Source organism: Brevibacterium sediminis (assembly GCF_013623905.1).
Taxonomy (GTDB): domain Bacteria; phylum Actinomycetota; class Actinomycetes; order Actinomycetales; family Brevibacteriaceae; genus Brevibacterium; species Brevibacterium sediminis.
In genome coordinates this window covers 1-15,456 of record NZ_JABKDD010000001.1, presented here as the reverse complement: position 1 = coordinate 15,456, position 15,456 = coordinate 1, and the positions used below count along the sequence as shown (strand labels likewise).

The 15,456-nt window shown below is 64.5% G+C and carries 15 protein-coding genes and 1 rRNA gene; 3 read left to right on the top strand and 13 right to left on the bottom strand.

All coding sequences use genetic code 11. The annotated features are described in order from the left end of the window. Positions 1–28: 28 nt before the first annotated feature. The 9 genes from HK108_RS00080 to clpS all read right to left on the bottom strand — a co-directional run bounded on the left by HK108_RS00080 (position 29) and on the right by clpS (position 8,499). Positions 29–1,876 (bottom strand): dipeptide ABC transporter ATP-binding protein, encoded by a 1,848-nt coding sequence (locus HK108_RS00080; RefSeq protein WP_181270287.1) that lies wholly within the window; start codon positions 1,874–1,876, stop codon positions 29–31. Then, the gene (locus tag HK108_RS00075) at positions 1,869–2,822 is read right to left on the bottom strand and encodes an ABC transporter permease (RefSeq protein WP_181270286.1); all 954 of its coding nucleotides are present in this window, start codon (positions 2,820–2,822) and stop codon (positions 1,869–1,871) included. Before HK108_RS00075 ends, HK108_RS00080 begins: the two co-directional genes overlap by 8 nt. Continuing rightward, entirely contained in the window at positions 2,819–3,766 is a 948-nt protein-coding gene (locus tag HK108_RS00070) for an ABC transporter permease (protein ID WP_181270285.1), read from the bottom strand. Before HK108_RS00070 ends, HK108_RS00075 begins: the two co-directional genes overlap by 4 nt. A gap of 12 nt (positions 3,767–3,778) precedes the next feature. Continuing rightward, positions 3,779–5,284: an ABC transporter substrate-binding protein gene (locus HK108_RS00065; protein ID WP_181270284.1), complete on the bottom strand. Its 1,506-nt coding sequence runs from the start codon at positions 5,282–5,284 to the stop codon at positions 3,779–3,781. A gap of 126 nt (positions 5,285–5,410) precedes the next feature. After that, positions 5,411–6,016: an RdgB/HAM1 family non-canonical purine NTP pyrophosphatase gene (gene rdgB / locus HK108_RS00060; RefSeq protein ID WP_139907320.1), complete on the bottom strand. Its 606-nt coding sequence runs from the start codon at positions 6,014–6,016 to the stop codon at positions 5,411–5,413. Next, the gene (gene rph / locus HK108_RS00055) at positions 6,013–6,735 is read right to left on the bottom strand and encodes a ribonuclease PH (protein WP_139469689.1); all 723 of its coding nucleotides are present in this window, start codon (positions 6,733–6,735) and stop codon (positions 6,013–6,015) included. The genes rdgB and rph overlap by 4 nt, the downstream gene beginning before the upstream one ends. Before the next feature lie 58 nt (positions 6,736–6,793). After that, positions 6,794–7,615, bottom strand: coding sequence for an MBL fold metallo-hydrolase (locus HK108_RS00050; RefSeq protein WP_181270283.1), 822 nt, complete (start codon positions 7,613–7,615; stop codon positions 6,794–6,796). After that, on the bottom strand, positions 7,612–8,190 hold the full coding sequence (locus HK108_RS00045; protein WP_181270282.1) for a DUF2017 family protein: 579 nt from the start codon (positions 8,188–8,190) through the stop codon (positions 7,612–7,614). Before HK108_RS00045 ends, HK108_RS00050 begins: the two co-directional genes overlap by 4 nt. 3 nt (positions 8,191–8,193) lie before the next feature. Then, positions 8,194–8,499, bottom strand: a complete 306-nt coding sequence (gene clpS / locus HK108_RS00040; RefSeq protein ID WP_101545203.1) for an ATP-dependent Clp protease adapter ClpS — start codon at positions 8,497–8,499, stop codon at positions 8,194–8,196. Between the two features lie 52 nt (positions 8,500–8,551). Between clpS and HK108_RS00035 the strand changes: the two genes are divergently transcribed. Next, entirely contained in the window at positions 8,552–9,871 is a 1,320-nt protein-coding gene (locus tag HK108_RS00035; RefSeq protein ID WP_139907319.1) for a nicotinate phosphoribosyltransferase, read from the top strand. A gap of 112 nt (positions 9,872–9,983) precedes the next feature. On the opposite strand, the gene HK108_RS00030 is transcribed toward HK108_RS00035, so the two are convergent. Both HK108_RS00030 and HK108_RS00025 read right to left on the bottom strand, forming a co-directional pair. Continuing rightward, complete coding sequence (locus tag HK108_RS00030) at positions 9,984–11,777, bottom strand: DEAD/DEAH box helicase (RefSeq protein WP_139469693.1); 1,794 nt, start codon at positions 11,775–11,777, stop codon at positions 9,984–9,986. Next, on the bottom strand, positions 11,778–12,032 hold the full coding sequence (locus HK108_RS00025; RefSeq protein ID WP_035320920.1) for a DUF3039 domain-containing protein: 255 nt from the start codon (positions 12,030–12,032) through the stop codon (positions 11,778–11,780). It lies immediately after the preceding gene. A gap of 31 nt (positions 12,033–12,063) precedes the next feature. Between HK108_RS00025 and HK108_RS00020 the strand changes: the two genes are divergently transcribed. Next, on the top strand, positions 12,064–12,579 hold the full coding sequence (locus HK108_RS00020) for a flavin reductase family protein (protein ID WP_139907318.1): 516 nt from the start codon (positions 12,064–12,066) through the stop codon (positions 12,577–12,579). 279 nt (positions 12,580–12,858) lie between these two features. Here HK108_RS00020 and gdhA read toward each other — a convergent pair whose 3' ends face one another. Beyond that, positions 12,859–14,205 carry an NADP-specific glutamate dehydrogenase gene (gdhA, locus tag HK108_RS00015; RefSeq protein ID WP_139907317.1) on the bottom strand — a complete coding sequence of 449 codons (1,347 nt, stop codon included), beginning with the start codon at positions 14,203–14,205 and terminating at the stop codon, positions 12,859–12,861. Positions 14,206–14,331: 126 nt separating this feature from the next. On the opposite strand from gdhA, the gene HK108_RS00010 reads away from it, so the two are divergent. Continuing rightward, entirely contained in the window at positions 14,332–14,997 is a 666-nt protein-coding gene (locus HK108_RS00010; protein ID WP_308423754.1) for a GNAT family N-acetyltransferase, read from the top strand. Between the two features lie 133 nt (positions 14,998–15,130). On the opposite strand, the gene rrf is transcribed toward HK108_RS00010, so the two are convergent. After that, positions 15,131–15,249, bottom strand: a 5S ribosomal RNA gene (gene rrf / locus HK108_RS00005). Between the last annotated feature and the right edge of the window lie 207 nt (positions 15,250–15,456).

The following is a 15,456-nucleotide window of genomic DNA, read 5'->3' as shown; positions in this document are numbered from 1 at the left end:
GTTCGTGGCGCCCTGCGCGCGAGCCGGTCTATCCGGCCGTGAGTGCTTCGGCCAGGCTCGGGGTGGCGGCGATGAGGCGCCGCGTGTACTCGTCCTGCGGGTTCGCGTAGATGTCCTCCGTCGCACCCGATTCGACGATCTGTCCGGCTCTCATGACGATGACCTCGGAGCACAGGTGTTTGACGACGCCGAGGTCGTGGGAGACGAAGAGGAGAGTCAGCGCGTACTCGTCGACGAGGTCGGTGAGCAGGTTGAGGACCTGCGCACGCACCGAGACGTCGAGGGCGGAGACCGGTTCGTCGGCGACGAGGATCTGCGGCCTGGTCACGAGGGCCCGGGCGATCGAGATGCGCTGTCGCTGCCCGCCGGAGAACTGGTGCGGGTACCGGCGCAGGGAGTCCTGGTCGAGGTCGACGGCGGCGATCATCTCCTCGACCCGTGCTGCGCGTTCGTCCTTGTCGACTCCGGCGGCGATGAGCGGTTCGGCGACGATGTCGGCGATGCGCATCCGCGGGTCGAGCGAGGCGAACGGATCCTGGAACACGATCTGCAGGTTCTCGCGCAGGCGGCGCAGAGCCTGTGAGCTCGCGGCTTCGACCCGGATGTCGCCGACGCGCACATGCCCGGTGGTCGGTCGGTCGAGGCCGGAGAGGATGTTCAGCAGCGTCGACTTCCCCGATCCCGACTCCCCCACGATGCCCAGGCGGGCTCCGGCCGCGACGCTGAAGTCGATCCCGCCCAGGGCGGTGACGTCCGATCGTCTGCGACCGAAGAGTCCGCGTCCGCGGAAGATCCGGGTGACGTCCGAGACCTCGATGAGCGGTGCCGATTCCCTCACCGAGGGGGTTCGGTGGTCATCCCTCACCGAGGCGGCTCCGGCCCCGTCCCTCGCCGAGGTGGTCCTGACGCTGTCTTCGTCCGTCGACCCCGCGACGGACATGCCGGTGTGATCCGGTCGGGTCGAGATCTGCGGTTCGTCGCGAAGATCCCCCGGCTCCCTCACATCGACCGAAGCCTCTGCTTCGCCGATCTGCGGCCCCGAGTAGGCGAGCGCGGTCTTGAGTGTGAAGAGTCGGCCGCGGTCATCTGTGGCTTCGAGATCCGAGGATGCCAGGAGCCCTCGCGTGTACTCGTGCTTGGGCGCGGTGAAGATCTCGTCGACGCTGCCGGACTCGACGATGCGTCCGCGATACATGACGATGACCCGATCGCAGACTCCGGCGACGACCGCGAGGTCGTGAGTGATGAACAGCAGTCCGGCCTCCACCGCCGAGACCCTCTCGGCGATGAGGTCGAGCATATGCTTCTGCACGGTGACGTCGAGGGCGGTGGTGGGCTCGTCGCAGATGAGCAGCCTCGGCGAATTGGCCAGGGCGATCGCGAGCATGACCCGCTGCCGCTGCCCGCCCGACAGCTGGTGCGGGTAGGCGAACCGGTCGCTGTCGGGGTCGGGCATGTGGACGTCGCGGAGCAGTTCGAGCACACGCGTCGGAATCTGCCCCCGCGGCGCCTTGCCATGGAGGCGCAGCACTTCGGCGATCTGGTCGCCGATGCGCATGAGCGGATTGAGGGCGCTCATGGGTTCCTGGAACACCATGGACACGATGTCCGAGCGCAGCCCGGCCAGGGTCTTCTCGTTCGCTTCGAGAAGGTTCCCGGAGTGCCCCTGCAGGTGCACCTGGCCACGGGCGTGCAGCTCTTCTGGCAGCAGACCCATCACGGACTGGGCGGTCAGCGATTTCCCCGACCCGGATTCGCCGATGAGTCCGACCCGCTCGCCCGGCGCCAGGCTGAGGCTGACATCGTGGAGCACCGGAGCGTCCGCTCCGGCAGGGGTGATGGTGAGGTCACGGACCTCGAGCAGGTTCTCAGGCACCTCGCGCCTCCATCTTCGGGTCGAACCGGTCGCGCAGCCCATCGCCCAAGAGATTGAATCCGAGCACCGCGAGTGCAATGAACACTCCCGGCCACAGAGCAAGCTCGGGGTGGGTGGACAGGTACTGCTGGGACTCCTGCAGCATCCGGCCCCACGACGGGGTCGGGGCCTGGGTACCGAGTCCGAGGAAGGACAGCCCCGCCTCGGCGAGGACGGAGATCGCGAAGGCCACGGACGCCTGGACGATGACCATTCCGGCGATGTTCGGCAGCACGTGGACGACGGCGATGGCCGGGATCCGACGGTTCGAAGCTCGCGCGGCGCGGACGTATTCGGAGCCCAGCACCTGCAGCGTGCCGGAGCGTGCGACGCGCGCGAAGCCGGGGATCGCGGCGATGCCGACGGCGACCATGGCCGGTCCCGTCCCCGGCGAGTAGACGGCGGCGAAGATGATCGCCAGCAGCAGCGCGGGGAAGGCCAACAGGATGTCGTTGGCCCGCATGATCACCGCGTCGATCCACATTCCCCACGGCTGTTTCGCGAAGAAGGCGGAGATGATTCCGATCGGGGTGCCGATGAGCAGGGCGATGCCGACGGCGACGACCCCGACGAGCAGCGTGATCCGCGCCCCGACCATCACCCAGGTCAGCGTGTCCCGTCCGAAGGTGTCGGTGCCGAACGGGTGGGTGAGGCTGCCGCTCTGCAATCGGGCGGCGGGGTCGATCGTGGTCGGGTCGTACGGGGTCCACACGAAGGAGATGAGAGCGAGTCCGACGATGAGCACGACGAGGCCCGCGCCGATGATCATCGATGCGTTCGCCCGCCGTCCGCTCCTGCGGGACCGGCCCGGCCGGATCTTCGCCGAGGCGGTCGCGTCGGTCGCGTCTAGAGCGACGGGATCGACGTGGTCGCTGGGGCTCTGGGCACTGGTCGGGGTCGGGTTCATGCGGCGTTCCTGATCCGGGGGTCGACGATGGGCACGAGGATGTCGACGATGAGGTTGATGATGAGCACGAGCAGGACGAGGACCATGACGATGCCCTGCACCGCTACGAGGTCACGGTTGGCGACGGCGCGGACGAGTTCGGAGCCGATTCCGGGCAGAACGAAGATCTGTTCGATGATCACGGCCCCGACCAGCAGGGTGGCCAGTTGGACTCCGGCGACAGTGATGACGGGAATCGCCGCATTGCGCAGTCCGTGCGCGAACAGCGCCTTCGTCTTGGTCAGTCCCTTGGCCCGGGCGGTGCGGATATAGTCTTCCCGCATCACATCGAGCACGGCGGATCGGACGTAGCGGGTGAGGACCGCCGCCTGCACGAGAGCAAGCGACACGACCGGCAGGACGAGGCGGAGAAGGAAGCCGCCGAGGCCCTCGATCGGAGCCATCCAGCCTTGGGACGGGAACCATCCGAGGGTCAGAGAGAAGATGATGACGAGGATGATCGCGGCCAGGAAGTTCGGGATCGCGATGCCGACCTGGCTGATCGCCGAGATCGTCACGCCGATCCAGTTGCGCTGCTCGAGGGCGGCGAAGGTGCCCAGGGGCACGGCGATGAGGATGGACACGGCGATGGCGGCGATGACGAGGATCGCCGTGACCTGGACGCTGTCGACGATGACGGGAGTGATCTCGGCACCGGTGACGTAGGAGGTGCCGAAGTCTCCGGTGAGCATTCCTCCCATCCAGTCGAGGTACCGGATGAGAGGTGGCCGATCAAGCCCGTATTGGGCTTCGAGCGACGCTACTGCCTCCGGGGTGGCGTTCGTTCCCAGCGCCACCTGTGCCGCATTGCCCGGCAGCAGGCTCATCAGGGCGAAGATCACCACCGAGGCGACGAGGAGGGACAGCGCGAACTGGATCGCGCGGTTGATTGCGTAGGTGAGCATCGACGTGCGCGGTCAGGACCAGCTGAGGTCGGCGATCTTGAATGCGTCCGAGACGCGGTTGGCGGGTATCCCCTCGACTCCGGACTTGGCAATGACGAGATTCGGGAACAGGAACAGGAAGTCCGAGGCGGCATCCTCGGCGATCGTCCGCGCGATCTTCTTCATTCCCGAGATGTACTCGTCTTCGGTTCCGGTATCGGCTTTGTCTGCCAGCTCCTTGATGGTCGAATCGTCGTAGCCGATGTAGTAGTCCTTCGAGAACACGGTGAGGATGTCGCGCGGTTCTGCGTGGTTGATCACCGACATGTCGTAGTCGTGTTCGGTGAAGGTCTTGTCCAACCACACGGCGGGGAACTCCTGAGTCGAGATCTTCGCCTTGAGTCCGACCTCTTCGAGCTGCGCGGAGACGATTTCGGAGATCGCCTTCGCGTACGGCAGGTTCGGCACGGTGAAGGCGAATTCCTCGCCCTTGATCCCGGCTTCGTCGACGAGCTGTTTGGCCTTCTTCGGGTCGTACTTCCACACCCCGGTGAGGTCTTCGTAGTAGGGGTCGGTCGGGGGCACCATCGAGCCGATGAGCTCGCCGTAACCCGCCCAGGCCGTGTCGAGGACGGCCTTGCGGTCGATCGCGTGCATCACGGCTTCACGGGCCTTCTTGTCTTTGAAGATGCCCTCGGCGTTGTTCATCGACAGCACGACTTCGCCGTTCGTGGTGCCGGAGACGATCTGATAGTCGTCGCTTTGGAACTCTCCGGCAAGTTCGGGTGCCTGGAGGTTGGAGACGAGGTCGATCTCTCCGGACTTCAGGGCGTTCGAGGCCGAAACCGCATCCTTGAAGTATTTGAACTGGACCGAGTTCAGGGACGGTTTCTCGCCCCAGTAGTCGTCGCGAGCGGCGAAGTCGATGGACTGCCCGCGTGTGAACTTCTCGATCGCGAAGGGACCGGTGCCGATGGCTTCGTTCGCCAGGTCGTCGGTGCCTTCGGTGTCGAAGACGGCCCCGACGAGGCTGGTGAGGTTGAACAGCCAGGTGTTCGACGGCTTCTTCAGTTCGATCGTGACGGTGGAGTCGTCCGGGGTTTCGATGGACTCGACGATGTCCATCTTCGACTTCAGCGCGTTCTTCCAGTCCTTCTGCACTCGCTCATAGGAGTACTTGACGTCTTCGCTGGTGAAGTCCGCACCATTGGAGAACTTCACACCATCCTGGAGTTCGAAGCTGTAGGTCTTGCGGTCATCGGACAGTGTCCAGTCCTTGGCCAGTGCGGGCTGGATCTCCCCCTCGCCGTCCAGGCGGACGAGCGATTCGTAGACGTTCTCCATCAGCGCTTCGGGAATGGCGACTCCCGAGGTGGAGGTGAAGTCGAGGTTGACCGGTTCGGCGGTGAAGGCGATCGTCATCGAGTCCTTCTTCTGCGCATCGCCTCCGGTGTCGGAGGCGCCGGCCGAACAGCCTGTGATCAGCAGGCTCGTGGCGGCCGCTGCCGCCACCCACGTCATGATGCGCGGAGTCTTCATTGTTCTCCTCGATTTCGCCGACCACCAAGAGGGTCGTTCGCCAACACTCAAGCATCGTCAGTGTATCCGAAGTTCTCAGCTGGTGAGGCGGCTGTGTTCAGATGGTGGGCGTCTCGAGCAGGTGCTTCAGAGATTCGGCTCGTCGGCGAGAATCGCGGCCAGTGCGTCGAAGGCGAATCGGCGGTGGGAGCGTGAATTCTTCTCCTCAGGCCTCATCTCGGCGGCGCTGAGTTCGGAACCATCGGGCACGAAGATCGGGTCGTAGCCGAAGCCGTTCTCACCCTTGGGTTCGGTGGCCAGGCGCCCGGGCATGACTCCTTCGGCGGTGAACTCGCGACCGTCGGCGGTCACAGCGGCCGCCGCGCAGCGGAACTGCGCTCCGCGGTGTTCGGCCGCGATGTCGCCCAGCTGAGCGAGCAGGAGTTCGAGGTTCGCACGATCGTCTCCGTGCCGGCCGGACCAGCGAGCGGAGAAGATGCCCGGTGCACCGCCGAGCACGTCGACGCTGATTCCCGAGTCGTCGGCGATGGCGGTGTGTCCTGTCGCAGCGGCCGCGGCACGCGCCTTGATCAGCGCGTTCTCGGTGAACGTGACTCCGGTTTCGGCGACATCGCCGAGTCCAGCCTCGGCGGCGGTGAGCACCTGGGTATCAGCACCGAGGACGGGCCCGAGGATGGTCAGCAGCTCGCGCTTCTTGCCCTCATTGTGAGTGGCGAGGACGAAGGTCGTCATCCGGCGAGCACTTCGGACTGGATGCGGGTGAGTTCGGTGCACCCGTGGCCGGCGAGGTCGAGCAGTTTGCCGAGCTCATCGCGGTCGAACGGTGCGCCCTCCGCGGTGCCCTGGACTTCGATGAACTTTCCGGACCCGGTCATGACGACGTTCATGTCCGTCTCGGCGCGGGAGTCTTCGACGTACGGCAGGTCGAGGAGGGGCTCTCCGTCGATGATGCCGACGCTGACGGCCGCCACTGAGTCGATGAGCGGCTGGTGGGCGGCGGGGATCAACCCGGTCGAGCGCCCCTTGTCGATGGCCTTCGCCAGCGCAACGTAGGCACCGGTGATCGAGGCAGTGCGGGTGCCGCCGTCGGCCTGGAGGACGTCGCAGTCGAGGACGAGGGTGTTCTCTCCGAGCTTGTCCATGTCGATGACGGCGCGCAGGCTGCGGCCGATGAGACGGGAGATCTCGTGAGTGCGTCCGCCCTGTTTGCCCTTGACCGATTCGCGGGTGCTGCGGGAATCGGTGGCGCGCGGGAGCATGGCGTATTCGGCGGTGACCCAGCCGCGGCCCTGGCCCTTGAGCCAACGGGGCACGCCTTCGGTCAGTGAGGCCGCGCAGAGGACGCGGGTGTTGCCGAATTCCACCAGCGCGGACCCTTCGGCTGTGTTGATCCAGTCCGGAGTGATCCGGACTTCACGGAGTTCGTCTGCTGCACGGCCGTCTGCTCGCACTGTCTGCCTCTTTCGTCTCGGTGGTGGTGTCTGCTGGTCGCCGGCGATCGTCGCCGGCTCACACGGTCCAGGTGGCTCCGGGCTTCGCCAGCTCGATGGGTCCACGGTACTCCCCGGCCGCCTCACCGCGAACGATGGAGCAGTCGGTCCAGACCGGGATGTGGGTGAGCACGAGCGCGGACGCTTCGGCGTTCTGCGCCACCCGTCCGGCGCGCTTGCCGGTGAGGTGGATGCCGCGCGCAGTGTCGCGGTCTTCCTGGAAAGCGGCTTCGCAGAGGAAGAGGTCGGCGTCTTTCGCCGCTGCGACGAGGTTGTCGCACTCATCGCTGTCGCCCGAATACGTGATGACCTTGCCGGCCGCATCCGTGATCCGCAGAGCATAGGCCTCGACGGGGTGGTCGACGAGGAAGGATTCGATGGTCAGGGAGCCGATCTGGTGACGACTGCCGTGGTCGATGTCGGTGAATTCGAAGGCGTGGTCGAAGTCCGAGTCGTCTCCCCCGTTGGCCACCGGGGACTTTCCGGGATCCGTGTAATAGGCCCTGGACAGGCGTTCCTTCGCACCGGCCGGCGCGAACACCGGAGTGCGCGTGCGGATCGTTCCCGTGTCGGAGATGTCGCCGTTGAAGAACTTCGGGTCGAAGCAGTGTTTGACGTAGAGGCCGGTCATATCCATGCAGTGATCCGGATGGAGGTGGCTGAGCACGATTCCGGAGAGACGATCGGTGTCGACCGTCTCCTGCAGGGGGCTGAGCGCACCGGACCCGAGATCGAGGATGATGCGAGTGGGTGTGTCCTCATCGGTTTCGATGAGGTAGCAGCTGGCGAGGGCGCCGCGTCCTGGGAAGGAGCCTGCGGTGCCGATTGCGGTGAGTCTCATATCTCGTCATCCCCTTGCGTCTGGCCGAGCAAGGTCGTCGTCAGTCGGTCCTGAATCCACGTCAGGAAGTCGTACAGGGTCAGGGTGAGGCCTTCGGATTCGGAGAGGTCCTCACGGTGGGCGTACTTCTCCTCCTGCGCCTCCTCGGTGTCGATCCCGAGGCGGACAGCGAGGACGAGTCGCAGATCGTTGAGGCCCTTCATCCAGGCGAGCACCTCGTCCCGTGTCAGGGAGATGTCATTGCCCTTGCTCAGTCCCAGCAGCACGATGCGCACATTGTGCGCTTTGGCCTGTTTGAGATCGAACTCGGTGAGGCGGCGGAACTCCGCTGAACGCTCATCGTCCTCGGGATCGACGTCGGGCAGCAGCCGCAGCAGCGCCGGGTCCTCCGGACGGGGACGGTCGACGAGTCCGAGCCGGGCTTCCCAGTTCTCCGAGTCCGGACGGTCGTCATCGCTGTCGCTGTCTTCGGCCAGCAGAGCCGCAAGATCGGTGAACACCGTGAGCATGAGCGAGCGTTCGTTGTCTTGCAGGGTGAGGACGACATCGTCCCCTCGTGCGTCGATAGCGGCCATGTGTCAGTCGGATCCTGAATCGGGTTGGCACGCGGCCCACAGGCCGTATTCGTGCATCGCTTGGGTGTCTCGTTCCATGGCTTCGCGGCCTCCGGTGGCAACGACGGAGCGCCCGTTCTCATGGACTTCGAGCATGAGTGAGTGGGCTTTCTCCTCGGAGTAGCCGAAGTAGGTCTGGAACACGAAACTGACATAGCTCATGAGGTTGACCGGGTCGTTGAAGACCACGGTCCGCCAGGGCTTGGCCAGGTTCTCGGAGGGTCGGACGTCGACCTCCGGCTCCAGGACTGGTGTCGTTGGGTTGCTCACGTTTCCACCATACGGCAGAACACTGACGCTGTCGTGACGTAAGATCGCGCCTATGAGTGATCTCACACGGACCGATTCGACGGCGTTCTTCACGGATCAGTACGAATTGACGATGGTGCAGGCGGCCCTGGAATCCGGTGCCGCTCACCGGAAGAGCCTCTTCGAGGTGTTCGGCCGCAGCCTTCCCGCAGGTCGCCGCTACGGTGTCGTCGCCGGCACCGGTCGGATCCTCGAGATGATCCGCGACTTCCGCTTCGACGATGCCGAGCTCTCGTTCCTCAGCAGGGAGAACATCGTCGACAAGCGCACCATCGACTGGTTGGCCGACTATCGGTTCTCCGGCAATATCCGCGGCTATGCAGAAGGGGAGATCTACTTCCCCGGCTCACCGCTGCTGACGATCGAATCGACGTTCGCCGAGGGCGTCATCTTGGAGACGCTCATCCTGTCGGCGATGAACTATGACTGTGCGGTCGCCTCGGCAGCGTCCCGAATGGCTCAGGCGGCCGGCGATCGCCCCTGCGCGGAGATGGGCGGGCGACGCACGAACGAGCATGCGGCCGTGGCTGCGGCTCGGGCCGCGGTCATCGGCGGCTTCGCCTCGACGTCGAACCTGGCCGCCGGCCTGCAGTACGGTCTGCGCACGATCGGCACCTCGGCCCACTCGTTCACCCTGCTCCACGATTCCGAGCGGGAGGCCTTCGCCGCTCAGCTGAAGTCGCTCGGCACCGATACGACTCTGCTCCTGGACACCTATGACGTCGAGGAGGCGCTGACCACGGCGATCGAGCTGGCCGGGCCGAACCTCGGCGGAGTGCGCATCGATTCCGGCGACCTCATCGAACAGGCCAGTGAGGTGCGCGAGAGCCTTGACCGCCTCGGCGCCCGCGACACGACGATCACCGTCACGAGCGATCTCGACGAGTATGCGATCGCCGCATTGGCCGCCTCGCCCGTCGACTCCTACGGTGTCGGCACGCGGGTGGTCACCGGTTCAGGTGCCCCGGCCGCCGGCCTGGTGTACAAGCTCGTGGCTCGTGCCGATGAGGCCGGCGAGTGGACCTCGGTGGCCAAGAACTCCTCCGGCAAGCCCTCACGCGGCGGACACAAGGAAGCGCTGCGCCTCATCGACGGTCCGATCGCCGTGGAGGAAGCCGTCGGCATTCCGAGCCTGCCCGATGATCTCGGCGAAGGCCGTCGGCTCAGCGTCGATCTCGTCGTCGACGGTGAGGTCGATGAGTCGTTCATCGGCGCGGCAGGAGTGAAGAAGGCCTGCGCCCGACATGACGAGTCTTTGGCGGAGCTGCCGCGTTCGGCCAGGCGCCTGCAGGACGGCGAGCCCGCCATTCCCACCGTGTTCTACTCCGCCTGATCCACACCCGGCCCACCGCGAATCGACGAAGCCGCCGAGGCAGACAGTGCGTCTGCCTCGGCGGCTTCGTCAGCCTCATGCCGACAGGGTCTCCCCTGCCGACATCCGGTGCTCACTTCTTGCCGACGAACCAGCCCTGCAGCTTCTTGATCCGAGCCTGGATCTGCTCCCGCGTGGCTTGAGCGACGGCCGGTCCCCCACATGCCTTGCGCAGTTCGACGTGAACGTTCTGGTGCGGCGTTCCGGTACGTCTGGACCAAGCGCCCACGAGGCTCTGGAGCTGGTTGCGCTCTTCCTTCATCGCTCGGTGCTCGAGCTCGCTCGTCTCCGTCTCAGGGGCCGGAGGAGCCGCCGCGGTCTTGCGCTTCGCCTGCCGGGCCTGCTGAGTGCTCAGCAGCTCACGCACCTGATCGGGTTCGAGCAGGCCGGGGATGCCGATGAAGTCGAGTTCATCCTCGGAGCCGATGGCTCCGCCGGTGCCGAATTCACCGCCGTCGTAGAGGACACGGTCGAACAGGGCTTCGGCGCCGAGCGCTTCGAAGGAACCGAGCTGGTCCGACGAGGCGCCCTCGTTGCGGTTCGCCTGCTCCATGGCCTGATCGTCGAAGACGACGACATCGTTCTCGTCCTCGTTCTTCGGGCGATCGAGGGCATGATCGCGTTCGGCTTCCATCGAGTTCGCCAGGGCCAGCAGCACGGGCACTGAGGGCAGGAACACCGAGGCGGTCTCGCCGCGTTTGCGGGCACGCACGAAGCGCCCGATGGCCTGCGCGAAGAACAGCGGCGTCGACGAGGAGGTCGCGTAGACGCCGACACACAATCGGGGAACGTCGACGCCTTCGGAGACCATCCGCACGGCGACCATCCACCGGTCGGTCGAGTTCTGGAACTGTTCGATCCGCTCCGAGGCTCCCGCCTCGTCGGAGAGCACAACGGTCGGCTTCTCACCGGTGATCTCGTGCAGTCGTTTGGCGTAGGCTCGGGCCGCCTCTTGGTCGGTGGCGATGACGAGGCCGCCGGCGTCGTGGACGGTGCGTCGGACCTCGGTCAATCGCATATCTGCGGCTTTGAGGACCGCCGGGATCCAGTCGCCCTTCGGGTCGAGGGCCGTGCGCCAGGCCTGCGAGTTGATGTCCTTCGTCGTCTCCTCGCCCAGGACGTGCGACATCTCGTCGCCGGCCTTGGTCCGCCAGGTCATGGCGCCGGCGTAGGCGAGGAAGAGGACCGGGCGGACGACGGAGTCCTTGAGCGCTCGACCGTAGCCGTAGGAATAGTCCGCCACCGAGGTGCGGATGCCGTTCTCGTCGGGTGCGTAGGTGACGAATGGGATCGGTGAGGTGTCGGAACGGAACGGTGTTCCGGTCAGGGACAGCCGACGGACCGCAGGGCCGAAGGCCTCTCGCACGGCATCGCCCCACGACAGGGCGTCACCTCCGTGGTGGACCTCGTCGAGGATGACCAGAGTGCGGCCGGCGGCCGTCCGGTTGTGGTGGAGAACGGGTTTGGCAGCGACCTGCGCGTAGGTCAGAGCCACTCCGTGGTAGCCGGGTGCGTGTTTGCCCTGGGAGTTCTTGAAGTGCGGGTCGAGCTTGATGCCCACGCGTGCTGCCGAGTCGGCCCACTGCACCTTGAGGTGTTCGGTGGGAGCGACGACTGTGACACGGTTGACGACTCGCTGTGCCAGCAGTTCGGCCGCCAGCCGCAGAGCGAAGGTGGTCTTACCTGCTCCTGGGGTCGCGACCGCGAGGAAGTCCTTGGGCTGCTTCTGGAAGTAGAGTTCGAGAGCCTCAGCCTGCCAGGCACGCAGCTTTCCCGCCGTTCCCCATGCTGCGCGCTCGGGGAATGCCGGTGGAAGCTGTTCTGCCGCGGAGGTCCCTGGTGCTGTTGGGAGACGATCCGCGGACATCTACTCCTGCGGTCCTTCGGACATTGTCTCGTAGATCTCTTTGCACTTGGGGCAGATCGGGAACCGCTCGGGGTCGCGCGTGGGGACCCACACCTTTCCGCACAAGGCGATCAGCGGAGTCCCGGTCACCATGGACTCCATGATCTTGTCCTTGGGCGCGTAGTGGCTGAAGCGCTCGTGATCGCCGGGCTCGACTAGCTGCTCGGACTGCTCGCGCTCGATCGTTGCTGAACCGCCTGAAGCTGGAATGGTCATGGCTCCATTGTAGTTCCCTAGAATGAGAGTCATGGACCAGGCCTACGACGATTCCCTCACAGAACGCTACCGCGAGCTCAGCGACGACATCGCTGCGGCGGTCGCCGTGGTCTCCGCTACCCGTGGCAGTGCCCTGCATGCGATCACCGTCGATTCCTTTCTCGACGTGTCGTACGATCCCCCGACGATGGCCGTCAGCGTCTATTCCGGCTCTCGGATGATGGAGACTCTGGAGACGAGTTCCCACTTTGCGATCTCGCTGCTCAACTCCGACCAGCGCGACATCTCCGAACGCCTCGGCGCTTCGGGCCAACCACTGTACGGATCGCTCAAAGGCATCGACACTTTTCCCGCCCCTCATGCCGGACAGCCGGTGCTCACCGAGGCAATCGCCTGGTTCGAGCTCAAGCTCACCGAGGTGCTCGAGGTTGCGACCCACAATCTCGTCGTCGGGGAGGTGGTGTCCATGGGCGCGGGCGCCGATGCGGGAACGAGTCGTCCCCTGCTGCGTTGGCGAAAAGGCTACGGAACCATCGGAAAGCGCTGACCTTCTCGTCTGGCTCTGACCGGTCCCTGATCACGAACCCACCCAGCACGGTCGACACGGACCGACAGGCAGGACACAGCTATCGGGGTCGATCGCGGGCTCACAGCGTACGACAGAGGCTCTGCTCAGGACCGACGGCTTCGTGGAGAAGTTCACGGGTTCTGAGCAGAGCCTGTCTTGTCGTTTGGGTTGTCAGCCTCGGCTGTCAGCGCTGATCGCGGCCGTCCTGTCGGCTGTGCACAGGCGCTTTGGTCGCCCGGCCGCCGATGGACCAGACGATCAGACGACTCCCTGAGCGAGCATTGCCTCGGAAACGCGGATGAAACCTGCGATGTTGGCACCGGCGACGTAGTCTCCGGGCTGGCCGAACTCGTCGGCCGCAGCCGCGCAGCTGTCGTGGACATCGCCCATGATCTCGGCCAGGCGCGCCTCGGTGAAGTCGAAGTCCCACGAGTCGCGGCTGGCGTTCTGCTGCATTTCGAGCGCACTGGTCGCGACACCGCCGGCGTTTGCGGCCTTGCCGGGGGCGAAGAGGACGCCAGCCTCGGAGAAGATCTTCACGGCTTCCGGCGTGCAGGGCATGTTCGCGCCTTCGGCGAGGGCGATAACTCCGTTCTTGACCAGAGTCGCAGCCGAGTCCCCGTCGAGCTCGTTCTGAGTCGCACATGGCAGTGCGACGTCGACCTCGACGTCCCACACGTTTCCACCCTCGTGGTAGGTCGCGCGTCCCCCGCGCTGCTCCACGTATTCGGAGATGCGTCCCCGCTCTTCGAACTTGATGCGCTTGACGAGTTCGGTGTCGATTCCGTCCGGGTCATGGATGAAGCCGGCCGAGTCGGACATCGTGATGACGGTGCCGCCGAAGGCCGTGACCTTCTCTGCGGCGAATACTGCGACATTTCCCGAACCGGAGATCGAGACAGTGCGACCGTCGATGTTCTTCTTCGCGGCGGCGAGCATGTCCTTGAGGAAGTACACGACGCCGAAGCCGGTGGCTTCGGTACGGACCATGGAACCGCCGTAGGACAGTCCCTTGCCGGTGAGCACACCTGCTTCATAGGAGTTCGTCATGCGCTTGTACTGGCCGAAGAGGTAGCCGATCTCCCGACCACCGACGCCGATGTCGCCCGCGGGCACATCGCGATACTCACCGATGTGACGGTACAGCTCGGTCATGAACGACTGGCAGAACCGCATGACTTCGCGGTCGCTGCGGCCCTTCGGGTCGAAGTCAGATCCGCCTTTGCCGCCGCCGATGGGCAGGCCGGTGATGGCGTTCTTGAAGATCTGCTCGAAACCGAGGAACTTGACGATGCCGAGGTTCACCGAGGGGTGGAACCGCAGACCGCCCTTGTAGGGGCCGAGAGCCGAGTTGAACTGCACGCGGAAGGCGCGGTTGATCTGCACGACTCCGGAGTCATCGATCCAGGGAACCCGGAAGATGATCTGGCGTTCGGGCTCGCAGAGCCGCTCGAGCGCGGAGAGTTCCAGGTATTCGGGGTGCTTGTCCACGACGGGGCCCAGGGAATAGAGAACTTCCTGTACCGCTTGGTGAAACTCCGACTCTCCAGGGTTACGTTGGAGCACTGTGTCGAAGATTGGCTGCAGTGATGGATGTAGACTCATGCGCACAAACATACCGTGACCCGTATAACAACAATCCGAGCGACCAGATAATGGACAGCGCTGTCCGGTCACTTCAAGTGGGATATAAGTCTTCCGCGCAGTTCCAGGGCCACTGAACACGAAAGAATGGACACAAGGCACATGGACATCTCGGAGATCTGGCCGCCGTTCGCACTTCATCTGCGATCAGGTGATATGGAACTCTCGCCCGTAAGAGAGGCCGATATTCCGGAACTCGCACAGATCGCGCGAGGCGGAGTGAGACGTGATGGAATCGAAGCCTTCCTCGTCAATTGGGACTCGGGCACCGATGAGCAGGTAGCACGAAGCCTCGCTCAATACCACTGGTCCACTAGAGGGAACTTCACCGTAGATGAGTGGACGATCGAGTTCACGGTCAGGGTCAATGGCCGCGCCATCGGAGTTCAGGGTGTGACCGGACGTCGGTTTCCACTCACGAGGACAGTCTCGACAGGATCATGGTTGGCGCTGCCTGAACAGGGCTGCGGATACGGCACCAGAATGCGAAGGATGATCATCGAAGCCTTCACCAGATACTTCGGTGCCGCACGATTCGACACAGCGTACTTCGACGGCAATGACGCCAGCCGGCGGGTATCGGAGAAGCTCGGCTACTCCCCCAATGGTGATCGAAGCGCTGTCGGTCAGAACGGCACGGTCCTGACCGAACACCGCATGGTGCTCCGCGCCGAGGACTACGTCCACACAGACAGTGACCTACAAGTCACCGGCGCCGAAGCCTTCCGAACCTTCCTCACTATTGCTACCTGATGGCGGCCCAGCAACCCCGCGCCAGGTAGCAGTACCCCCGTCAGGTAGTAATAAGCACCGGCAGCACACCCGTTCGTGAATACAGTAATGGCCCCGCCCAAAAACTGGACGAGGCCATCACCACTAAAAAATATTGCGGCAGTCACTTACTCTCCCACAACCACCAAGTTGCAGTACCATCAGCGCGAATGGGCTTAGCTACCGGGATCGGAACGGTTAACCGGGCGTTTCCCCACCACTATCACCACCGCAAAACCAACAAACCACCACCACAACCCCACAAAAACAGAGTTGTCAGCGGTAGTGGTCCAAGAACCGCACAGCGAACGCGAACACCAAAAACTATGTCATGCACACCCCACAAAACGGGGCGCATTCTCTCATCACAACCAGAAAGGCGAATAAAGACTCTTCGCACACACCAACCCCACTAAAGGGAAAAAGTTGATGAGTGATCGG